At 71.2% G+C, this 20,052-nt stretch carries 22 protein-coding genes; 13 read left to right on the top strand and 9 right to left on the bottom strand.

What is annotated here, in order from left to right:
• The first annotated feature begins 52 nt into the window (after positions 1-52).
• A complete protein-coding gene (locus tag JIG36_RS35745) occupies positions 53-655 on the top strand; it encodes a TetR/AcrR family transcriptional regulator (protein ID WP_203380843.1) in 603 nt (200 codons plus the stop codon).
• A gap of 6 nt (positions 656-661) precedes the next feature.
• Here the strand turns inward: JIG36_RS35745 and JIG36_RS35740 are convergent, their stop codons facing one another.
• Complete coding sequence (locus JIG36_RS35740) at positions 662-964, bottom strand: hypothetical protein (RefSeq protein ID WP_203380842.1); 303 nt, start codon at positions 962-964, stop codon at positions 662-664.
• Positions 965-1,130: 166 nt separating this feature from the next.
• Here JIG36_RS35740 and JIG36_RS35735 point away from each other — a divergent pair, with 166 nt between their 5' ends.
• The gene (locus tag JIG36_RS35735; protein WP_203380841.1) at positions 1,131-2,075 is read left to right on the top strand and encodes an AraC family transcriptional regulator; all 945 of its coding nucleotides are present in this window, start codon (positions 1,131-1,133) and stop codon (positions 2,073-2,075) included.
• On the opposite strand, the gene JIG36_RS35730 is transcribed toward JIG36_RS35735, so the two are convergent.
• From JIG36_RS35730 to JIG36_RS35715, 4 genes are all read right to left on the bottom strand, one after another.
• Complete coding sequence (locus JIG36_RS35730; protein ID WP_203380840.1) at positions 2,047-3,681, bottom strand: phospholipase D-like domain-containing protein; 1,635 nt, start codon at positions 3,679-3,681, stop codon at positions 2,047-2,049. The genes JIG36_RS35735 and JIG36_RS35730 overlap by 29 nt on opposite strands.
• Before the next feature lie 42 nt (positions 3,682-3,723).
• Positions 3,724-4,305 (bottom strand): dihydrofolate reductase family protein, encoded by a 582-nt coding sequence (locus JIG36_RS35725; protein WP_203380839.1) that lies wholly within the window; start codon positions 4,303-4,305, stop codon positions 3,724-3,726.
• A gap of 103 nt (positions 4,306-4,408) precedes the next feature.
• Positions 4,409-5,014, bottom strand: coding sequence for a peptidoglycan-binding domain-containing protein (locus tag JIG36_RS35720; protein ID WP_203380838.1), 606 nt, complete (start codon positions 5,012-5,014; stop codon positions 4,409-4,411).
• Positions 5,015-5,205: 191 nt separating this feature from the next.
• A complete protein-coding gene (locus JIG36_RS35715; protein ID WP_203380837.1) occupies positions 5,206-5,613 on the bottom strand; it encodes a hypothetical protein in 408 nt (135 codons plus the stop codon).
• Between the two features lie 190 nt (positions 5,614-5,803).
• Between JIG36_RS35715 and JIG36_RS35710 the strand changes: the two genes are divergently transcribed.
• From JIG36_RS35710 to JIG36_RS35680, 7 genes are all read left to right on the top strand, one after another.
• Positions 5,804-6,643, top strand: a complete 840-nt coding sequence (locus tag JIG36_RS35710; RefSeq protein ID WP_203380836.1) for a hypothetical protein — start codon at positions 5,804-5,806, stop codon at positions 6,641-6,643.
• A gap of 76 nt (positions 6,644-6,719) precedes the next feature.
• Positions 6,720-8,261 (top strand): phenylacetate--CoA ligase family protein, encoded by a 1,542-nt coding sequence (locus JIG36_RS35705; RefSeq protein ID WP_203380835.1) that lies wholly within the window; start codon positions 6,720-6,722, stop codon positions 8,259-8,261.
• Positions 8,258-8,704 (top strand): DUF4188 domain-containing protein, encoded by a 447-nt coding sequence (locus tag JIG36_RS35700; RefSeq protein ID WP_203380834.1) that lies wholly within the window; start codon positions 8,258-8,260, stop codon positions 8,702-8,704. Before JIG36_RS35705 ends, JIG36_RS35700 begins: the two co-directional genes overlap by 4 nt.
• The gene (locus tag JIG36_RS35695) at positions 8,701-9,756 is read left to right on the top strand and encodes a hypothetical protein (protein ID WP_203380833.1); all 1,056 of its coding nucleotides are present in this window, start codon (positions 8,701-8,703) and stop codon (positions 9,754-9,756) included. Before JIG36_RS35700 ends, JIG36_RS35695 begins: the two co-directional genes overlap by 4 nt.
• Complete coding sequence (locus JIG36_RS35690) at positions 9,753-10,661, top strand: nitroreductase family protein (RefSeq protein WP_203380832.1); 909 nt, start codon at positions 9,753-9,755, stop codon at positions 10,659-10,661. The genes JIG36_RS35695 and JIG36_RS35690 overlap by 4 nt, the downstream gene beginning before the upstream one ends.
• 207 nt (positions 10,662-10,868) lie before the next feature.
• Positions 10,869-12,161 (top strand): alpha/beta hydrolase family protein, encoded by a 1,293-nt coding sequence (locus tag JIG36_RS35685; RefSeq protein ID WP_307873047.1) that lies wholly within the window; start codon positions 10,869-10,871, stop codon positions 12,159-12,161.
• A gap of 327 nt (positions 12,162-12,488) precedes the next feature.
• Positions 12,489-12,629 carry a hypothetical protein gene (locus JIG36_RS35680; RefSeq protein WP_203380830.1) on the top strand — a complete coding sequence of 47 codons (141 nt, stop codon included), beginning with the start codon at positions 12,489-12,491 and terminating at the stop codon, positions 12,627-12,629.
• Here the strand turns inward: JIG36_RS35680 and JIG36_RS35675 are convergent.
• The 3 genes from JIG36_RS35675 to JIG36_RS35665 all read right to left on the bottom strand — a co-directional run bounded on the left by JIG36_RS35675 (position 12,610) and on the right by JIG36_RS35665 (position 15,158).
• Positions 12,610-13,905, bottom strand: a complete 1,296-nt coding sequence (locus JIG36_RS35675) for an alpha/beta fold hydrolase (protein WP_307873046.1) — start codon at positions 13,903-13,905, stop codon at positions 12,610-12,612. The two genes, JIG36_RS35680 and JIG36_RS35675, sit on opposite strands and share 20 nt — an antisense overlap.
• Before the next feature lie 165 nt (positions 13,906-14,070).
• On the bottom strand, positions 14,071-14,673 hold the full coding sequence (locus JIG36_RS35670; RefSeq protein WP_203380829.1) for an NAD(P)-dependent oxidoreductase: 603 nt from the start codon (positions 14,671-14,673) through the stop codon (positions 14,071-14,073).
• Positions 14,670-15,158 (bottom strand): cupin domain-containing protein, encoded by a 489-nt coding sequence (locus JIG36_RS35665; protein ID WP_203380828.1) that lies wholly within the window; start codon positions 15,156-15,158, stop codon positions 14,670-14,672. Before JIG36_RS35665 ends, JIG36_RS35670 begins: the two co-directional genes overlap by 4 nt.
• Before the next feature lie 64 nt (positions 15,159-15,222).
• Between JIG36_RS35665 and JIG36_RS35660 the strand changes: the two genes are divergently transcribed.
• Together JIG36_RS35660 and JIG36_RS35655 are read left to right on the top strand one after the other, a co-directional pair.
• Complete coding sequence (locus JIG36_RS35660; RefSeq protein ID WP_307873045.1) at positions 15,223-15,753, top strand: MarR family winged helix-turn-helix transcriptional regulator; 531 nt, start codon at positions 15,223-15,225, stop codon at positions 15,751-15,753.
• Positions 15,754-16,001: 248 nt separating this feature from the next.
• On the top strand, positions 16,002-18,440 hold the full coding sequence (locus tag JIG36_RS35655; protein ID WP_203380827.1) for an ABC transporter permease: 2,439 nt from the start codon (positions 16,002-16,004) through the stop codon (positions 18,438-18,440).
• Here JIG36_RS35655 and JIG36_RS35650 read toward each other — a convergent pair.
• A complete protein-coding gene (locus tag JIG36_RS35650; RefSeq protein ID WP_203380826.1) occupies positions 18,437-19,039 on the bottom strand; it encodes a class I SAM-dependent DNA methyltransferase in 603 nt (200 codons plus the stop codon). The genes JIG36_RS35655 and JIG36_RS35650 overlap by 4 nt on opposite strands.
• Positions 19,040-19,154: 115 nt before the next feature.
• Between JIG36_RS35650 and JIG36_RS35645 the strand changes: the two genes are divergently transcribed.
• Positions 19,155-19,580 carry a hypothetical protein gene (locus JIG36_RS35645; RefSeq protein ID WP_203380825.1) on the top strand — a complete coding sequence of 142 codons (426 nt, stop codon included), beginning with the start codon at positions 19,155-19,157 and terminating at the stop codon, positions 19,578-19,580.
• Positions 19,550-20,023, top strand: a complete 474-nt coding sequence (locus JIG36_RS35640) for a diguanylate cyclase domain-containing protein (RefSeq protein WP_307873048.1) — start codon at positions 19,550-19,552, stop codon at positions 20,021-20,023. Before JIG36_RS35645 ends, JIG36_RS35640 begins: the two co-directional genes overlap by 31 nt.
• Positions 20,024-20,052 lie beyond the last annotated feature (29 nt).

Genomic DNA, 20,052 nt, shown 5'->3' with positions numbered 1-20,052 from the left:
GTCCATATGAAGGTAGCGCCATAAAGACACGTTGTCCACTAATCTCGGAGGCATGCAGAGCGAAGCAGCGACACCACGCCGGGGCCGCGGCCGCCGGCCCGCCGCCGAGGTGCGGGCCTCCGTGCTGCGGGCCGCCGCCGACCTGCTGCTCGGCGAGGGGATCAAGGCCGTCACCTTCGACCGGGTCGCCACCGCGGCCGGTTCCAGCAAGATGACCCTGTACAAGTGGTGGCCGTCGGCCGGCGCGTTGGCGGCCGAGGCCTTCTTCGCGCACAGCGAGCAACAGCTCGAATTCCCGGACACCGGTGACATCCGGGCCGACATCACCACCCAGTTGAGAGCCTTCGTACGGCTTCTCACGCACGACGGGACGGGAACGGTCATCGCCGGGCTGATCGGGAACGCCCAGACCGACCCGGAGTTGTCCGCGGCCTTCTCCCGCCACTACTCGGCACCCCGTCGCGCGCTGGCCGTGGCCGCCTTCGAGAAGGCCCGCGACCGCGGCCAGCTGCGCGACGACATCGACCTCGGCATCCTGGTCGACCAGCTCTGGGGAGCCTGCTACAACCGCCTGCTCGTCCCCGACGCGCCGCTCACCGAGGAGTACGCCGTCGCCCTGGTGGCCAACGTTCTCGACGGCGCCGCCCCTCGGTAGCCGGCCTCAGGCCGGCGCGCCGGCCGTGATCCGGGGGCGGCCGTCGAGCAGCCGCCACTCGGAGCGCATCGTGAACGCGTTGCCGTCGCCACCCACGAGACGGTTGTGCACGACGCTCACCTCGTCGCCGGCCTCGATGCTCAGGATCTCGGCGTCGGTCAGGGGCAGCGGCGTCGGCAGGCTCGCGATGACCGCCGGCAGCTGCGGCCGCAGGTCGGCCGCGAAGTCCTCGGTCAGCGCGGCCACGTCGTTGCTCTTGAGGGCGTCGACATGGGCTTCCACGTACGGCCGCAGGGTTGCCTCGTTCATGATCAGTTCCTTCCGGGGAGGTTCGTCGGTGATGCCTCCATCCTGGGTCTGACCTGCGGATGTTCCCTAGATTATTCCGATCACGGCCGCGCCCGATCCGATCACTCCGGGTCACGCCGCAGCCCGGTCAGCCGGCGGAACAGCTACCAGGTGCGATGATCAACCGGTGGACACCCTGGCCCGGCTGAGCGGCCTGATACCCCGCCTGGAGGCGGCCGCCCCGCGGGGCAGCTGGCTTCCCGGCGCGCATCTGGTGGCGCTCACGGCCGAGGTCCCGCCCTACTGCTCGAAGCTCGAACCGATGGTCGCCCTGGTCGTCGCCGGCGAGAAACGCACCATGCTGCCGGGGCGCGAGTTCACGTGCGGGCCCGGCGACTACCTGATCTATTCGGTCGAGCTGACCGTGACGGCCCGGATCACCCGCGCCGATCCGTTCCTGGCCGTCGGCGTGCGGTTGCGGCCCGAGCTCATCGCCGAGCTGCTGCTGGAGACGCCGGAGATCGCCGCGCGTGACGAACCGTACGTCGGCCTGGGTGTTGCCGCCGCCGACGAGGAGCTGCTGGAGGCGGTGCTGCGGCTGCTGAGGCTGGTGGAACGGCCGCGCGACTTCGCCGTCCTGGCGCCCGGTGTCGAGCGGGAGATCCACTGGCGGCTCCTGACCGGACCGCAGGGCGATCTGGTGCGGCAGGTCGGCCGGGCCGATGACCGTTTCACCGTGGTCCGGCGGGCCACCCGCTACATCGAGGACCGCTTCGACCAGGCCATCCGCGTCGACGATCTGGCCCGGCACGTGCGGGTCAGCGTGCCCACCCTGAACCGGCGCTTCCGCGAGGTCACCACGATGAGCCCGCTGCAGTATCAGAAGCAGGTTCGGCTGCAGCAGGCCCGGATCCGAATCACCGCCGCACCCGGCGACATCGCGGGGGTCGGGCACTCGGTCGGTTACGAGAGCTCGTCGCAGTTCAGCCGCGAATACCGGCGACTGTTCGGGGTCACCCCGAGCCAGGACGCCCCCGGAGCCCAGCCTCGCGAAACCGTCACCCCGAGCCGGGACGCCCCCGGCGCCCAGCCCCGCGAAACCGTCACCCCGAGCCAGGGCGCCCCCACCTAGCGGTCTTGCGCTCGCGGTGCCAGACGGCGGGGGAGTAGCGGGCCGGCGTCAGCGCCCACTCGGACGGAGCGAAACCCGCCGGCAGCCCGGGCCGGCGCCACGTCTCGGGCGGGTGGCCGTCGGGCAACCACTCGCGGCGCCAGATGCCCAGGGCGGTGTCCAGGTCGGCCATGGCGGGCGCGAGCCGCTCGTCCAGCGGCGTGCGCAGGTGCTCGGCCCACAGCTTGACGCGCAGATCCCGTACGAGGGAACCGGTGGTGACGAACGTCGAGGTGATCTCGCTGTCGGTGCCCACCATCGAGCGGCTGAAGAAGTTGGCCGAGCCGATGCTGGCGAACACGTCGTCGACCAGCATCAGCTTGGTGTGCACGGTCAGGTTGTCGACGCGGTACATGACCACGTTGCGGCGCGCGGCCACCGGCAGCCGGGCCAGCACCCGCCACCGCAGGTCGTGGGTGATCACCGGGTGGACCGTGCTGTCGCCGCCGTCGGCCGGGTCACGCCGGCCGGACCCGATCAGGATTATCTTGACGCCGCGCCGGGCGGCCGACCGCAGCTGGCCGTAGAGCTGGAACCTCGGGTCGCCGCCGGGGGACTCGTGGAAATACTGATCCTCGAGGTAGATGTAGCGCTCGGCGGCCCCGATGGCGGTGGTCATCGCGTGGTAGATCTCCTGGATGCCGGCCCGCACCACGTTGGCCCGCCGCATCCGGTGCCACGCGCGATGCCGATAGAGCGACCACGGCCGGTAGGAGCGCACCACCTGCACCGCGGTTCCCTCGGCCGGGTGCTCGGGCTGCGCGGTCACCGGCGGCAGATCGCGCGGCGGATCGACCGGGTTGAGCCAGGTGAACCCGCCGCTGGGCAGGTGGAAATACTCCGGCGGCAGATTCTTGGCGATCTGCCGGGGCGGCAGGGCGGCCGTGTTCTGCCACCGGAACTGGAACGTCTCCCTTACGCGTACGGCGGCCGGGCCGTGCAGCCGCGCCGCCGCGTCGTGCCATCCCCACCGGTGCTCGCCGAGCTTGAGCCGATGGTGGGGTGAGTGGTCGAAGCGGGTGGGGGAGAGATCAAGCCCGCCCACGTACGCGGTGAGAACGCCGCCGTGGCTGAACACCACCAGCTTCTGGTGGTTGGAGCCGAGCACCGGTCCCGACCAGTCGAGCAGCACCCGGTCCTCCAGCGGCGGCGTCGCCACGTCGCGGGTCGAGGGCTTCCACGCCCGGATCACCCGCGCGGCCAGGGTGTTGGCCCGGAACGGCCCGACCGGCAGCCACGGCACTCCACCGGAGAACTCGGCCGCGCTGAGCACGATCCGTACGTCGGTGCCGCCCGCGGCCTTCTCGGCCAGCACGTCGGTGAAGGGCCGGAACCCGGTCTCGCCGGCCACCCGACCGGTGAGGTCGAGCTGCGGGTCGGCCTGGTAGCCGGCGATGTAGACGGCGTCACCGGGCCCGAGGGCCTCCATGTGCGCGGCCAGTTCGGTGAAGTAGGTGACGCCGTCGACGATCGGCTCGAACAGCGAGTTCTCGGTGAACGTCGGGCACGCCTCGGTGGCCGGCGGCAGATAGCGGCCGATCAGATCACTCAATGACGCGTGCGGCATGCGGTGATTACACCGGATGTCCCCGGCCCGGGGCCAGACCCGTCAGCGGCGCACCCGATATCGCACGTGGAGCACCCGGTTGCCCTGGATCACCACGTCGGGGTCTTCCAGCAGGTGCTGCGCGTCGACCGAGCCGAAGAAGCGCTTGCCCGAGCCGAACACGACCGGCACGACGTCCATGCGCACCTCGTCGACCAGGCCCGCGGCCAGCGCCTGGCCCCCGACGTCACCCGCCGCGACCTCGACCAGGCGGTCACCGGCCAGCTCCTGCGCCTTGGCCACGGCCGCCTCGACGCCGTCGACGAAGTGGAACGGCGCCCCGGGGTCCCAGCCCTCGGGCGCCGGCCGGTGCGTCACGACGACCACGTGGTCGATCCCGCCCGGAGGCTTGCCGTCCCAGCCGTCGGTCATGTCGAAGACGTGGCGACCGGCGACGGTCACCCCGATCTGGTCCCAGTAGGCCCGGGTGTGGTCGTAGGAGGTCTGCGACACCTTCAGCACGCCGCTCTCGTCCAACGGCACGTCACCGCTGGTCAACCAGTCGAACAGCGGTCCCGGCTGGTCGTGGTCGTCGGCGATGAAGCCGTCCACCGAGACCGAGCTGTACATGACCACCTTGCCCACGGCGCTCTCCTCTGTTTCGGGTGCCCCAAACTAGCGTGTGGTGAGCGCGCGGCAGCGGCCAGCCGCCCAGGGCGTCACCGGGAACCGCCACCGGATGCCGGCCTCAGCCCATCAGCGAGCACCAGAGAACTTTGCCCCCGAGGACGACTGGGTTGGGTGCTGCCAGCCACTCCTCCCGCGACGGAAGGCGTCGCTTCCAGACCACCTTGAACACGCGTCCGGCCCCGCCGAACTGGCTGACCAGGTTCTTGATCAGGCACTTGCCGACCGGTTGCCCCAGCTCCACCGCTTCGCCCGCGTCGTCCGGGCGGGTCGAGCTGGTCACGACACCACCCTCCGGCGTGTTGCCGGAGTCGTCCATCAGGAAGAAGGTCGTCGGCATGAACCGGGCGCAGAAGAAGCGGCGGCTCTCCGGCAACGCCATGATCATCTGGTCGCCGGTGTCGGGCCCGACAATGCCGTCCGCCATCATGGTTTTCGCGGCCTGCCAGTTGCGGACGGCGGCATAGGTCTGGTCTCCGAACTGCCCGTCCTGGGCCAGGCCGACGACCTCCTGAACACAGCGGACACCGTCCGGCGGATTGGCGTAGTGCGACGACGGACCGATATAACGAATTCCCGGATTCGCCCAGGAGGCTCCGGCGGGAACAGCGACTCCGGCAACCAGGACAGCGGCACCGATCAGCAGGCGCAGCGCGGGTTTGAACATGAAGAATCTCCGAATAGGAATGCATTTGCGGAAACGCCGGAAACCGGAAATCCGGCACGGCGGATCCGATGTTAAATGCGCGTTGTCCGGCGTATTTCCTTTCGGTGGGCGGACCTACGTTCGGCGGGGAAAGCTGACCGATCGGATGAGCGGAAAGGTGGAGCCGCCCGGCTGGGCCGGGCGGCCTGACGTCAGCAAATGATGTTGATCATGTCGATCGAGATCGGGTCGCCCGGCATGTCGGGCAGGTTGCCGCGCTGGCCCGGTTGGACCCAGCCCTTGCGGTGCCAGGTGCGTGCTTCGACGTCGTAGGCGTACACATAGACGATCTTGGCGCCGTAGTTGGCGATCGAGTTGATGCGGTTCTGGTAGGGGCCGCCCCGGAGGTCGTGCTGGCCGCAGCGTTCGGCGCGGAACAGCTTGTCGCGGCCGCCGACGGAGTCGTAGTAGCAGGAGTAGCCGGCCGTGCAGTCCCAGTCGGCCACGGCCAGCCTGCTGATTTCCAGTTCGTTCTTGCCGGCGGCCCCGGCCGGGGCCGCGGACAGGGCCACCCCCAGCACGCTCAGGCAGGCGATGAACACCATGACGATCCGTCTCATGGTCGGTCCCTTCTCGATGAGCCTTGGACGGATCTCTGTCTAGCGGCCGGGGGATTGTCCGGCCCTTGGCGCGGTGATCAGACAAACAACGCCGGACAATCGCGGGAACGTTCACATGGGTCTATCGACTGACTGACGGTGTCTGTACGCTGACTCGCCGGAACGCCGGGCGACATGACTGAGGTACTCCGTGGCATCACACCGCGACGACGACGAGCCGAGCGCCGGCACCCGCCGGGCCCGCATGACCCTGAGGATCGCCGTGGCTGTCAGCGTCGTGCTGATCGGGGCGACCGCGCTGTTCGTGGTCCTCACCCGTGAGCCCGGCGAGAAACCGTCACCGGCCGCGCTGCCCGGGGTGTGGAACCCGCCGCCGCTGTCGGTACCCGATGCGTCCGAACCGCCTTCCGAAGATCCGACGCCCACCCCCGCCGCCACCACGCCGGCCCGCAAGCGGACAACGCCGCCCGCCACGCGGAAGCCCGCGGTCACGCCGGCCCTGACCGTCACCCAGCAGGACGTCCCAGCCGTCGTCGATCTGGCCGCCCAGGGCGCCCGCGACTGGGTGCACTGGGGACTGGCCGACCCCGGCTCGGTCAACCGGCGCAGCGGCGGCACCGGCGAGATCAAGGACCTGGACATCACCGGCGGCCACAACCGGTACGACAACAACCCGCAGAGCTTCACCTGGACCGGTGGCGCCCCGACGGCCGCGACCGGGCCGTCCCCGACCGGGCTCTACGTCTGCCAGCCGGGCGGCAGCTTCGCCGTCTCGGTGTCGGCGGCCCCGGCGATCCGGACCTTGCGCCTCTACGCCGGGGTCTGGGCGGCCAAGGGTCAGCTGACGGCCACCCTGGCCGGGCGGACCGTGACCGCCACGCTGGAGAACCCGCAGACGAACGGCACCGCCGTCTTCATCCTGAAGTTCCGCGCCCCGGCCGGCGAGACGCTCCGGGTCACCTGGGTCAACGCCGTCCAGCACCACCCCACGTGCGGCAACGTCGACATCCAGGCGGCCGCCCTGAGCTGAGCTGAGGCCGCGTACTCAGACGGGTTGAGTAGCCGCCAGGATCACCCGCGAGCTGGGAGTTCATAGCGTCTATCCCGTGATCTCGACCTTCCGGCAATGGACGCTCCGGCTCGTCAGCTACGCGCTCAGCGGCATCTACGGCCTCTATCGGCTGCACCCGGCGGTGTGGCGCTTGATGGCCCGCCACTACCACCCCCGCATGGCCGGATTCGCCCGCCTCAACGCCTGGATGACCTGCCAGTTCGCGGCGCTCGACGTGCCCGCGTACGGCGATTTCCTGCGTCGCCGGGGCTGGGAGTTCCGCTGGTTCGACCTGGAGAGCTACCCACCCACCGGCAAAGCCGACTATGTGCGGGGCTACCCGGAGCACGAGCGGTGCCGCAACGGCCGCTTCGAGGTCGCCGGCAGCGTGGTCGACGAGTCGTCGGGGTCGTCGGGGCAGCCGTTCAACTGGGTCCGCAGCCGGGCCGAGCTGGCCTCGGTGCATCGCAACCTGGCCGCGTACGCCACCATGATCTTTCCCGCGAAGCGGCGGTTCGTCATCAACGCCTACTCGATGGGGGCGTGGGCGACCGGCACCAACACCGGCATCGCGATGTCCCGGATCGCGATGGTCAAGAACACCGGCCCCGACATCCGCAAGATCGTCGACACGCTGCGGCACTTCGGACCCGGTTTCGAGTACGTGGTCACCGCGTACCCGCCGTTCCTCAAGCGCCTGCTCGACGAGCTCGACGCCGAGCAGTTCCCGTGGGCCGAATACCGCATCTCCGGCCTGGTCGGCGGCGAGGGCATGACCGAGGCCCTGCGCGACTATCTGGAGAAGCGGTTCCGCAAGGTCCGCTCCGGCTACGGCGCCAGCGACCTCACCATCGGCATGGCCGGCGAGACCGACTTCAGCGTCTGGGTCCGGCGCCGGCTGCGCACCGACGCCGAGCTGCGCGCCCGCCTGCTCGGGCCGGGTGAGGAACGGCTGCCGATGGTGTTCCAGTACAACCCGCTCGAGACCTACCTCGAGACCACCGCCGGCCACGAGATCCTCTGCACGATCAACTCGACCTCGGTGGTGAACCCGAAGGTGCGCTACAACATCGGCGACGAGGGCCGGTTGGCCACGATGCCCGAGGTGCTGGCGGCCATCACCGATCCGGCGGCCCGGGCCGAGGCCGAGGTGGCGATGCGGGCCGACGGCATGCGCCTGCCGCTGCTGTTCCTGTTCGGGCGCAAGGACAGCACGATCTCGTACATGGGGGCCAACATCTACCCCCAGGACATCGAGTACGGGCTGTACGACGGGAACCCGTACGCGCACATGCTCGAAGGTTTCTGTCTCGAGCTGGTCCAGGGCGCCGACCTGGAGAGCCGTCCCACCGTCCACCTTCAACTGCGTTCCTCCGTACGCCCGGAGGCCGCGCAACGGGATCTGCTGGCCGACGCCTGCCGGGCCGGTGTGCTGGCCCATCTGACCCGGTCGAGCCGCGACTTCGCCGAATCCCTCGCCGAGGACCCGTCCGCCGCCGACCTGCGCGTCACCGTCCACGACCACGGCACGGGCCCGTTCGCCGGCTCGTCGGCCCAGCTCAAGAACGTCTATCTGATCAAAGGACAGGCCGCATGAGGACCACCGACTTCAGCGCCGCGCCGCCGCAGGGGCAGGCGACCGCCATGTTCATCGGGGCCACGAAGTATTCCGGGCCGCTCGCCATGTGGCACACCATCCGCACCTGGTTCCCGATGGTGCGCCAGATGAAGCGGATGTCCGGCTACCGCTGGCACACCGTGTACTACCAGTTCCCGTACACGATCGGCACCATCGCGTTCTTCGAAGACCAGGACGCCATGCTCAAGTTCGCCCGCAGCCGCCACCACCGCGACCTGATGTGCTGGCTCACCGACGAGGGCGCGACCAACGCCACCGCCGGCTTCATCCGGCTGTTCACCGCCCAGCCGCACGGCTACAGCAACGGCACGTGGCGGGCCGAGGACGGCAGCATGTCGCACATGCCGACCTGGACGCCCCTGTCCACCGAGTCGGCCGGCCCGCCGGTGCACAGACGATGAAGACCTTTCCCGTACGCACCCGGGCCGACCTCCGCGAGTTCTGCGAGCTGCCGCTGCGGCTGCATCCCCGCGACCTCTACGTGCCACTGCCCGCGCCCGTCATCGCCCGCCATGCGCGGACCGCTTCGCTCCATGTCGTGCGCGACCGCCGCGGCCGGGTGGTCGGTCGCACGAGCACGCACCGCGATCCCGCCTTCGGCGCCTACCAGCTTTTCGGGCACACCGAGTTCACCGACGACGACGCCGTCTTCGAGGCGCTGCTGGATGTCGTGACCCGCGAGGCCGAAGGGCGCGAGCTGTTCGGGCCGGTGGCGTTGCTGCCGAACCAGACCGGCGGCGTCATCACGAGCGGCTTCGAGTCGCGGGGCTTCGTCGACTCGGCCTGGAACCCGGCGTACTACCCGGACATGTACGAGCGGCACGGCTTCACCCGCCGGTTCGAGGCCGACACCTGGGCGGTGGACGTGGCGGGCTCGGCCGCCGCCTACACGTTCGACGACCGCCGGATCGCCGCCGAGCAGCTGGTGATCCGGCACGGCTCCCGCCGCGGGTTCCGTCACCAGCTGCCGATTCTGCGCGAGATGCTCAACGCGAGCTTCGCGCAGCTCGGCTACTACACCGAGATCTCGGCCGGCCAGCTCGCCGAGCAGACCGACGGCCTGGCCTTCCTGCTCGACGAGGGGCTGCTGCTGTGGCTCGAGAAGGCGGGCCGTCCGGTGGCGTTCGTGGTCGCCGTCCCCGACATCTCCGAGTTCCTGATGCGCACCGGCGGCCGGCTCGGACCGGTCGAACAGCTGCGTCTGCTCGCCACCCGGTCGCGCTACCGCCGGGACGCGGTGCTGGTCATCAAGGGCGTCGTGCCCGAGGCGCAGGGCCGGGGCTACATGACGCTGCTGAGCCGTGAGGTGCACCGGAACCTCGAGGCGGGCGGCTACCGGACGCTGCGCAGCACCTTCGTGGAACGCGGCAACGCCGCCTCGGCCGCCTCCTACCGACGGGCCGGTGGTCGTCCCTTGCACGGATACACCTTCTATCAGCGAGGTACGGCATGAGCTGGGTCTCCGTCCTGCGCGACCACGAATCGCTGTTCCGGCGGGCGCCGAGCGCGCACAACACCCAGCCGTGGACCATCGACTACCGGGCCGACGAGATCGTCATCGGGGTCGACCCGCAGCGGTCGCTGCCCGACTCGGACCCGACCGGGCGCGACCTGATGCTCGGCATGGGGGCGTTCGCCGAGACCTGCCTGATCGTGGCGGCCGGGGCCGGCCTGGCCGTCGGCTGCGACCTCAGCGATCCGCGGCGGATCCGGCTGGTGCCGGCCGAGCGGCCGTACGAGACGATCTTCCACCAGGCCGACGTCGACGCGAGGCGGGTCGTTCGGGGGCCGTACGAGGAAGGGCTCTTGGATCTGGTCATTCTCGCCGCCCTGGAACCCGGGATCGTGCACGTGCGCAGCCGCGACCTGGCCGGCGACCTGGAGGTGGCCGACCGCTGGATGTTCGGGACCCCGCCGGTGGCCCGCGAGCTGCGCGACTGGCTGCGGCTCGACCCGCGCGACCCGCGCTACCACCGCGACGGGCTGACCGACCGCGCGCTCGGCCTGAGCCGCGTCGAGGCGCGGGTGCTGGCGGGCGCGCTGCGGGTCTCCGGGCTGATCCCGGGGGTGCCCGCCCTGCTGGCCGCGAGTGGGCGCGATCTTCTCCGGTACGACGGGAGCGTGCTCGTGCTGACCGGCTCGTTCGACGATCGGCGGGAGGCGGGGCGTCGCCTTCTGCGGACCTGGCTGCTGCTGGCCCGGTTCGGGCTGGCCGTCCACCCGCTCAGCCAGCTCCTCGACTGCCCCGTCACCGCGGACCGCCTGAGTGCCCGGGTCGGCGCGACACCCCTGGCCGTCTTCCGCGTCGGTCACCCGCGACAGGAGCCGCCCCGATCCGCCCGCCTCCCCGCACCTTGACATCGGTCGATGCCGGGCCTCTCATTGTTACCGGGAGGTGACGTCATGATCCGGTGTCGTGCCGCAGTCGTTTTATCCCTGCTCGTAGTGATCTCCGCCGTGCCCTTTGTGGCCACTTCGCCTGCGGCGGCCGCCTTACCTGCTGCTTTGCCTGCCGCTTTGCGTGCCGCGTCCGCCCTGCCCGCTGCAGCCGCGTGTGTGGCGCCGGTGCCCAGCACGACGCAGCCCGGCTATCTCGTCGCCGATCCCGCGTGCAACCTCGACGGGACCCCGTTCGTCGCGTTGCCCGGCGCTCAGGTGCACGTCGGGATCGTGGGCGGCGCGGCCTACCGCATCGAGGTTCCCGGCGCCTGGAACGGCCGCCTGGTCGTCTACGCCCACGGCTACCGCGGCACCGGCACGACCGTCTACGTCGACAATCCGGTGCTGCGCGCGCACTACGTGGCCCGGGGCTACGCGTGGGCGGCCTCCAGCTATGCCACCAACGGCTACGACGTCGGTCAGGGGGTGCGCGACTCGGTCGCCCTCATCGACGTCTTCCGGCGGGTCACCGGGGTCAAGGCCCATTCGGTGATCATGTCGGGGGCGTCGATGGGCGGGCACGTCACCGCGGTCGCGATCGAGGAGCATCCGCGGGCGTTCGCCGGGGCGATGCCGTACTGCGGGGTGCTCGGCGACACGGCCCTCTACGACTACTTCCTCGACGCGAACGTCACGGCGGCCGCGCTGACCGGTGTGGACATCGAGTTCCCGCTCCGGCCCGACGCGGGATACCAGCAACGGTGGCGCGAGCAGGTGGGACGCATCGTGCCGGCTCTCGGCCTGCCGTCCGGCTCCACGGCGGCCGGGCGCACCTGGTCCGCGGTCGTGGAACGGCGCACCGGCGGGGAGCGGCCCGGATTCGACGGCGCCTTCACCTACTGGAACTCGGCCCCCTCGCTGCCGCCGCTGGCCGACCTGCCGTTCCTGTTCGGCCTCTACCCGGGCCTGCAGGGCGGCACCGCGGGCATCGCACCCGGCAACGTCGCCGACAACCGGCACACGATCTATCGCAGCACCGACCGGCTGTGGCCGACCACCGCCGAGTGGCGGCTCAACCGCGACGTGCTGCGGGTGCGCCGAACCGCGTCGGCCGACCCGGGCCTGTCCGGCATTCCCCGCGTCGACGGCCGCCCGCCGGTGCCGGTCCTGTCCCTGCACGACATCGGCGACCTGTTCGTGCCGCTCTCGATGGAACAGGCGTACGCGGAACGGGCGGCCCGCCACGGCCGGTCCAAGCTGTTCGTGTCCCGGGCGATCCGGGGCGTCGGCCACTGCGACTTCACCCAGCCCGAGCTGACCCAGGCCTTCGACGACCTCACCACCTGGATCGGCACCGGCCGCCGCCCGGCCGGCGACGCGATCCTGAGCCGCCGCGCGGTGGCCGATCCGGCGTTCGGGTGCCGCTGGACGCGCGGCACGCACGCCGGCTTCGTCGCACCGGCGTGCCCGAACCCCTAGAACCCCGTCCGATCACCATCGGTGGCGGGAAGCTCTTTCGCCAGCCGGCCACATGCAGCACCGGCATGTGGCCGGCGCCGGCCACCACCTGCACTTGCTTCACTGCGGCGTGATCGGGTGCATGCCCTTCCCGTCGGAGGCCTCGGCGACGACCTGCCCACAACAACCTCGTACGCCCTGGCGGAGCCGCCGTCTGGCCGCACGCCGGTGCTTTCTTCGCTCGCGGCGCGCCCACCTGGACCTCGCCTCACTCCGGCGCAGACCCTAGGTGCGATTGAGTACGGCGGCTCACGCGGCCGCCGAGGGTCCGCTCATAGGTTGACGGACATGACTTCCGACATCGAGCTCGAGCGTCCCGTCCGGCCGGCCGACATGCGCGGTCACCGCGGTCTGCACACCCGTCGCCGGGGGCTGTTCGGCTCCATCGCCGACGCGGTCGTGGCCGCGATCAACGCCTTCTTCGTCTGATCCCGTCGTCGCCGGCCGCGTCGTTGACGAGCTTCATGAGCTCGGCGACGAACTCGGCCGGACGTTCGACATGCGGGGAGTGGCCGCAGTTGTCGTAGACGACCTCCCGGTAGCGGCCACCGTTCCCCGCGTATCGCTGCAGCACCGCCCGGGTCTGGCCGACCATGGGCTGCGGCGGGCACGCGTCGGCGCCGGGCCAGTCGGCAATGGCGCCGATCGAGCCGAGATAGGCCCGGTCGAGCAGCGACGTGTCCGACACGATCACGTCCCGGTCGCCCCGGACCCAGACGATCGGGGGCTTCGGCACGGCACCGACCAGGGCGTCAGCGACGTTGAAGTGCCGCGGCGACATGGCGTTGAGGACACCCCCGTCACCGGGACCGAAGAACGGCCAGCGGTTCGCCGGCCGGCTGTCGCCGGGGTAGTTGCCCGCACCGACCGCGATACCGAGCATCGCCTCGAGGAGGAGCTCCTCGTCGTCGTCGAGCGATGCCGGGTCGGCGACAAACATGGAGCGCAGCACGGACCTGGGGCTGGTCCGCGCATCGGAGCTGCGGTCGCCGGCCTCGATGCGGGACACGAAGTCGGGGTGGGCGCTGCCGCCCCCGGTGCCGGCGAAGTCTTCGGCGGTCGGGGTGCCGTCGAGGTCGCGGGTGCCGCCGAAGCCGTACGGGCTCAGCGGCGATTCCAGCAGAGCCGACGTGAACCGGCCCGGGTGGTCGGCGATCATCTGCATGACCACGCCGCAACCCATCGCGTGGGCGGCCACGATCACCGGGCCGCCCCGGGGGAACAGATCGCGGTCGTCGAGCAGTTCGGCCAGGTCGTCGGCGAAGTCGCGCAGACCCCGGGTGGCGTCCACCGGTGCCGCCTCGCTGCGGCCGTAGCCGCGCAGGTGCGGGGCGACAACCCGGACGCCGGCGGGGAGGCGGTCGATGAGCGGCCGCCAGAACCCGGCGGACGAGCCGTCGCCGTGCACCAGCAGAACCGGCACGCCGTCGTCCGGTCCGCCGGCAATCACGTTGTAGGTGACGCCGCGGGCCGGGACGAGCCACTCGATCGGCTCCGGAGGCCGCCCGGTCTCCCGGGTTCGCGGATCGCGGCGCTCGTCATGCCGGCGGGCCGCCACGGCGTACGTCTCACCGGTCTCCGCCATCCGGGCCCGGATCGCCCGCTGACGGGCCCGGCGCGCCGAGTTGGAAATGCGGTCGTTGTCGACCATGTTCATCTTCTTCCCGCGACGACCCCATGCCACCGCGCGGTCGAAAATGATCACGAAATGGTCCCCACGCTGCGTCAACGACGGCTTGTCCTCGGTCGCGCGGCGGTGACGGCATGGGCGTCGAGCCGAACTCGGAGTCGGGCAGAGCGTGGCTGCCGCCGAGGACTGTACCCGTCCGAGCCGTCCCTTGACAGTGCCCAGCGTCGTCCCGGGCACGGCTCAATAGGCGACCGTGAGCCATCCCCGGTGGACGGTCGGCTTCTCCAACTCGTCGGCGAAAGCGATGGCGTAGTCAGCGACACCGATGCGGGAACGGCCTGACCCGTCCTGAACCTGCGACGTGGTGCTGCTGCGGTAGTGCCCGGTTCGGGTGCCGGGTGCGAACTGGCCGAACTCGCCGGCCGCGGCCAGATAGAACCAGTCGAGGCCGGCCGGGGCCGACCGGAGCCGGGCGAGGGTGCGGTCGTGGGCGTCCACGCGGTCGGCCAGGAACGCCGGGAAGTCCGGGGTGTCGGCGTGCCGGGGGCCGCCGGTGGAGACCGGCAGGATCGCGGAGCTGCCCACGACACCGAGCCGGGCGCCGGCGGCCAGGGCGGCGTCGATCAGGATCCGCGTGCTGGCCGGGAGCCCGCCCTGGTCGTCGAGCGGCGGCAGCGCCGACACGATGACATCGGCCTCCCGGACCGCGGCGGTGACGGCGGCCGGGTCGTGGACGTCGCCGCCGGAACGGCGGGCGACCGCGGTGACCTCGTGCCCGCGACCGGCGAACTCACCGGCCAGGGCGGCGCCGACGAAGCCGGCGCCGAACAGGGTGATCCTCATAGCTCGGGCACCATGATGTCGCCGGTGCGCTCGACGATGGGCGCCAGCCGCGCGAAGCGTTCGGGCGTCCAGTTCCCGGGCCGCTGACCGGGGATCGGGTCGTCGGCGCCTTCGAGGAAGAGGTCTTCGGGGCCGGCCGGGGTGAACAGGAAGACCATCCGGGCGTCGGTCTTCTCCAGGTTCTTGAAGCGGTGCCGGTGGTTGCGGGGGACGTAGACGAACGATCCGGGCTCGGCCACGAACGTGCGGTCGCCGTCGAGGAACTCCAGCGCGCCGTCGATCAGAAAGAACGCCTCGTCGGAGTGGGGGTGGAGGTGGGCCACCGGGCCGCCGCCGGGCGGCACGACCACCTCCAGGAACGCCAGCGATCCGCCGGTCTCGGCCCCGGTCGCCTTGAACGTGAGGATGTCGCCCGACATCCACTTGACCAGGCCCTCGCCCGGCGGGACGTGGAGCACTCCGCTACTGCTGTCCGCTACGGTCATGCCCCGTATGTTTGTACAAACAAACAGATTGCGCAAGGGTGGGTGCCGTTGCTAATGTCCCCATGTGACGGCGGACGCGGCAGACCCTCAGCCGCTGTCCGGCCCTCAGCCGGTCACGCCGGTCGGCACTCAGCCGCTCACGCCGGTCGAGGACGAGGCCTGGCGCGCGCTCACCCGGGTCATCGTCGCGCTCCCGCGGATCATGGATGCCGATCTGCTCGAGCGGGCCAAGCTGACGCTCAACGAATACCTCGTGCTGATGTCGCTCTCCGAGGCTCCCGGTCGTGCGCTGCGCATGTCGGAGCTGGCCGACTCCGTCCTGATCAGCTTCAGTGGTCTGACCCGGCTGGTCGAACGGCTGGAACGCGACAGCAGCGTACGGCGCGAAAAGATCGAGGGGGACGGCCGCGGCAGCCGCGCGGTGCTCACCGACGCCGGGCTGGCCCGGCTCCAGGCGGCGTGGCCCAGCCACCTTGAAAGCGTGCGGCGCATCGTCATGGACCATTTGACCGGGCTCGACCTGCCGGCCCTGACCGCCGCGCTCACCCGGGTCATCGACGAGAACGCCCTCGCCGCTGCCCGCCGCCGCAGGTGAACCCGGCCTCCGGGCCCCCGGCGAGTGCGCGCAGGTGAATCCGGCCTCCGGGCCGTCGGCGAGTGCGCGCAGGTGAATGCCGCCTCCTCGGCCGAAAGTCGGATCTGCGGCGGCCAGGCTTCCTGACGAGCGACCGATGCGCGGTGCGACCGGCGGCCGACAGGATTTGCTGGCTCCCGCCGCCTTCCGCAGAGGACGACCACCATGAGCCCGTACGCCTCGACCACCCCGCACCCGGGCGGCCGGCGATGAGCCGCGCCGTTCTGCGCACCCAGCTCGCCGGGGTGGCCCGCCGCCCCAGCCGCCTGCTGCTGACCGGCCTGGCCATGCTGGTGGCCTCGTTCGTCGTCTACTCGGTGGTGCTGGCCTACCGGATCGCCGGGAACACCGTCGTGGACGGCGTGAAGACCCCGGCGGCCGGCGTGGTCGTCGAGGGCGACCTGCCGGTGAGTCTCCTGCCGAAGCTCGACGCGGTTCCGGGCGTCGCCGGTCACGCCGCCCGGATGAGCGGCTCGGTGCAGCTCGCCGGCGGCTATCTGGACGTGACCGCCGATCCCGGCGCCGGCCCGCTGGCCGACGTCACCGTCACGCAGGGCCGTTACCCGAAGGCCGACGGCGAGATCGCAGTCACCCCACGCACCGCCGAGCGGCTCGGCCTGCCGATCGGCGCCAAAGCCAAGGGCCTCACCGTCGTCGGCATGGTGGACGCGCCGGCCGACTGGGGGCAGAACGCCTACAGCACCGAACGCACGGTGACCGGACTGCTCGGCGCCGAGACCTTCGGGCGGGCCGACCTGCGGCTCGACCCGGGCACTACGCAGTCGGACGCCAAGCAGGCGGTCGCTCTGATCGCCGGGCGCGACGCCACCGTCCTGACCGGCGACGAATACCACGCCCGCGAGGTCGAGAGTGCGCTCAACGGCGCGCGGAACGTGCTGCTCGTGGTCAGCGTCTTCGTCCTCATCGCGGTGGTGGCGGCCGTCCTGGTCGCGATCTGCACCTTCCGGATCGTCTTCGCCCAGCGGATGCGTCAGCTGGCGCTGCTGCGGGCGGTCGGCGCGGGCCGCCGCTCGATCTCCCGCGCGCTCGCGGTCGAGGGCGCGGTCACCGGGCTGGTGACCGGCGGGGTGGGCGTGCTGGCGGCGCTCGTCCTCGGGCAGGTGGCAGCACCGATCGCGGCCGCCTTCGACGTCCAGATCTCCGGTCCCGGTTTCCCCGTCGGCGAGGGCGTCGCCGTGATCGCGATGGCGGTCTTCCTGACCCTGGTGGCCGTGCTCTCGCCGGCCCGCTCGGCGGCCCGGGTGTCACCGTTGGAGGCGCTGCGGTCGGCCGGCACCACCGGGGCCCGGCGCGACATCGGGGCCGGGCGGTGGGTTCTCGGCATCCTGCTCGTGCTCGGCTCGGCCGCGCTGGCCGCGCTCGTCTTCTCGCTGCTGCCCACCCCCGAGACCGAGAACTACGACCCGCTCGTGCCGCTGTTCGCCACTGTCGGCTCGGCCTCGCTGGCCTTCTTCGCGCTGGCCACGCTCGGTCCGGTGCTGGTGCGGCCGTTCCTGGCCGTGGTGGGCTGGCCGCTGCGCCGGCTCGGCCCGCTGGGACGGCTGGCGGTCGGTGGCGTCGGCGGCGCACCCCGGCGGGCGGCGGCGGTCTCGGTCGTGGTGGCGCTGGGCGTCTCGCTGATCGGGGGCACCCTGGTCGCCGGTGCGTCCCTGCGTACGGTGCTCGAACAGCAGGTCGCCCTGGAAGCGCCGGCCGATTTCCAGGTCCTCGCGGACGACGCCAAGCTTCCCGCGGCCGTCGTCAACGCGGCCCGCGCACGCGCCGAACTGACGCACGTGGCGTTCTTCCGCACCAGCTCACAGCTGACCGTGAACGGCCAGGAGGCCGGTTTCGAGGCCAGCGACATCGATCCGGCGGCCCTGCCCCGGCTGGGCGACGTCAAGCCGGTCGGTCCCGGGCAGATCGCGGTGGCCGGCTGGGCGGCGGGCTATCTGGGGGTGCGGGAGGGCGACCGGATCACCGTACGGCTGAAGGACCGCACCGCCGATGTCACCGTCGCCGCGCTGCTCGAGCCGTCGGCTCCGATGGGTCTGTCGGCGCTCATGAACCCGGCCGACATGACCAGGCTCGGCGTCCCCGCCACGCCGACCCGGATGGTCGCCGACGCGGCCGCCGAGGGAGAGGCGGGCCGCGCGGCCGGGGTCAAGGCGCTGCGCGAGGTGCTGGCGGCCCAGCCCGGTCTCGGCGTCGACGTGCTGGCCGACCGCCGCGACGAGCTGGACAAGGCGTTCACCCTGGTGCTGGCGGCCGGCGTCGCCCTGATCGGGTTGACCGTGCTGGTGGCCGTGGTCGGCGTGGGCAGCACCTCGGCCCTGTCGGTCGTCGAGCGCACCCGCGAGTCCGGTCTGCTGCGGGCGGTGGGCCTCTCCCGGGCCGGCCTGCGCGCGATGCTGACCGCCGAGTCCAGCCTGTACGGCGTCATCGGCGCCGGCTTCGGCCTGGCGATCGGCGTCCCGTACGCCTGGCTGGCCGTCCGCACAATGGGCCTGAACGCGCCGCTCGAGTTCCCAGCGGGCCAGCTGGCGGCGGTCTTCCTGGCGCTGGTGGCGTTCACCGCGCTGGCCGGCGTGCTCCCGGCCCGCCGCGCCGCCAAGGTGAGCCCGGTCGCCGCGCTGGCCGCCGACTAGCCGGCGGCGATGGCCGCGTACATGCGGTCGGGGCGCTCGGGGAACTGCTTCTGCTTGCGCTCGAGCTCGGTGAAACCGGCCTGGGCCAGGCGCGCCGAGAACTCGTCGACCGGCCAGCGCCAGGCCGTGGTGACTTTGTGGTCGAACGCGGCCACCCCGTCGTCGCTGTCGAAGAAGCCGATCACCAGCCGGCCGTCCGGGGCCAGCATGCGGCGGAACCCGGCCAGCACCCGGTCCAGCTCGGCCGGCGGCAGGTGGATGGTGGAGTACCACGAGAGGATGCCGGAGACCGAGCGCTCGGGAACGTCCACCTCGGTCATCGACCCGAGCCGGAACTCGGGTCCGGGGAAGTGCTCGCGGGCGTACGCGATGAACTCGGGAACCATGTCGACCCCGGTCACGTCGGCGCCCAGCGAGTGCAGATAGCCGGTCCAGTGACCGGGCCCGCAACCAAGGTCGAACACCGGCCCGTCGAGCCCGCCCAGATAGCGCTTGATCAGCGACGCCTCGTTCTCGTCGGCTTCCCAGTCATCGTCGAACAGGGCGATGTACTGGTCGGCCTTGGACGAATACGCATCGCGTACGGGCTCCGAAGTCACCGCGCCACTCTAGACCCGCCCCGCCGGACAGACGGGGCTCACCACTTGTGACACATCCCGTCAGGCTGGGCTCGCCCGTCTGGTCGCGGGCGTCGACGGGCCGACGATGGAGAGCATGAATTTCTGGCGCGGGTACTGGGGCGACGCCCGGGTGGTCCGGATCCGCCGCAAGCTGGTGAAGTGGGCGTTCTTCTCGCTGATCCTCGGTTTCCTGTCGGTGGCAGCGGCGATCCTGGTCGACTGGCTGAGCGGCACACCCACGGCGGTAGCGGACATCACCTTCACCGGCGAGCCGTTCCTCGTAAGCCTGGCCATCGTGGCCGGTGGACTGGGCGAACTGGTCTTTGACCGACGCAACCAGGGCCTGGCCACAATCGCCCAGGGCGTGGCGACGTGGACAGCGCTCGTGATGACGGTGGTGTCGGCGATCGCGTACGGGGTGGTCCGCGCGGGTCAGTCCGCCGAGTTGTCCTCAGCCAACGTCGGGGTGGCCACGCCGAGGCGGTTCCGCTGTCCGTACTGCCGGATCGCGACGCTCTGAAAGCGGCCGCCGAGGCTGGTGATCCCGCCGTATGGGAGCGACGGGCGCTTCTGTTGATCGCCCTGGTCAATCTTGACGTGATCCGGGAGTTCTTCCCGGCCGGTGTCGGTGACCGGGTGATGGAGGAATGCGCCCGACGCCTGAAGGACCAGGCCCGCTTCGGAGACATCGTGGCCCGGGCCGGTGGTGACCAGTTCGCAGTGCTGCTGATCGACCTGCCGGAGTCCGACTCCGGCCTCGCCCGTGCCAACGAGCTGTTTCGCGCGCTGCGTACGATCCGAGTCGGGGACGTTGTCATGCCGATCGATGCGCGCTGCGGCCTGGCGCGGGGAAGGCCGTTCCTTTTGCCGTCTGATTTGAGGTTCGACGAGCTCTACGAGAGAGCTGAGCGCGCCCTGACCAGAGCGCGCGCCTTCGGGACGGCAGTCGCGGTCGAGGATTGACGATCAGGCGCCTGCCGCTCGGACCGAGC

It is taken from the genome of Paractinoplanes ovalisporus, assembly GCF_016834655.1.
GTDB classification, from domain to species: Bacteria; Actinomycetota; Actinomycetes; order Mycobacteriales; family Micromonosporaceae; genus Actinoplanes; species Actinoplanes ovalisporus.
The sequence above is the reverse complement of the archived record's forward strand: the minus strand, read 5'-3'. Positions and strand labels throughout refer to the sequence as shown.

What these genes read in the sequence shown, in the direction of transcription:
- JIG36_RS35745 (WP_203380843.1), top strand. Translation starts at nt 53, where the DNA reads ATGCAGAGCGAAGCAGCGACACCACGCCGGGGCCGCGGCCGCCGGCCC.
- JIG36_RS35740 (WP_203380842.1), bottom strand. Translation starts at nt 964, where the DNA reads ATGAACGAGGCAACCCTGCGGCCGTACGTGGAAGCCCATGTCGACGCC.
- JIG36_RS35730 (WP_203380840.1), bottom strand. Translation starts at nt 3,681, where the DNA reads ATGCCGCACGCGTCATTGAGTGATCTGATCGGCCGCTATCTGCCGCCG.
- JIG36_RS35720 (WP_203380838.1), bottom strand. Translation starts at nt 5,014, where the DNA reads ATGTTCAAACCCGCGCTGCGCCTGCTGATCGGTGCCGCTGTCCTGGTT.
- JIG36_RS35715 (WP_203380837.1), bottom strand. Translation starts at nt 5,613, where the DNA reads ATGAGACGGATCGTCATGGTGTTCATCGCCTGCCTGAGCGTGCTGGGG.
- JIG36_RS35700 (WP_203380834.1), top strand. Translation starts at nt 8,258, where the DNA reads ATGAGGACCACCGACTTCAGCGCCGCGCCGCCGCAGGGGCAGGCGACC.
- JIG36_RS35695 (WP_203380833.1), top strand. Translation starts at nt 8,701, where the DNA reads ATGAAGACCTTTCCCGTACGCACCCGGGCCGACCTCCGCGAGTTCTGC.
- JIG36_RS35690 (WP_203380832.1), top strand. Translation starts at nt 9,753, where the DNA reads ATGAGCTGGGTCTCCGTCCTGCGCGACCACGAATCGCTGTTCCGGCGG.
- JIG36_RS35680 (WP_203380830.1), top strand. Translation starts at nt 12,489, where the DNA reads ATGACTTCCGACATCGAGCTCGAGCGTCCCGTCCGGCCGGCCGACATG.
- JIG36_RS35670 (WP_203380829.1), bottom strand. Translation starts at nt 14,673, where the DNA reads ATGAGGATCACCCTGTTCGGCGCCGGCTTCGTCGGCGCCGCCCTGGCC.
- JIG36_RS35665 (WP_203380828.1), bottom strand. Translation starts at nt 15,158, where the DNA reads ATGACCGTAGCGGACAGCAGTAGCGGAGTGCTCCACGTCCCGCCGGGC.
- JIG36_RS35655 (WP_203380827.1), top strand. Translation starts at nt 16,002, where the DNA reads ATGAGCCGCGCCGTTCTGCGCACCCAGCTCGCCGGGGTGGCCCGCCGC.
- JIG36_RS35645 (WP_203380825.1), top strand. Translation starts at nt 19,155, where the DNA reads ATGAATTTCTGGCGCGGGTACTGGGGCGACGCCCGGGTGGTCCGGATC.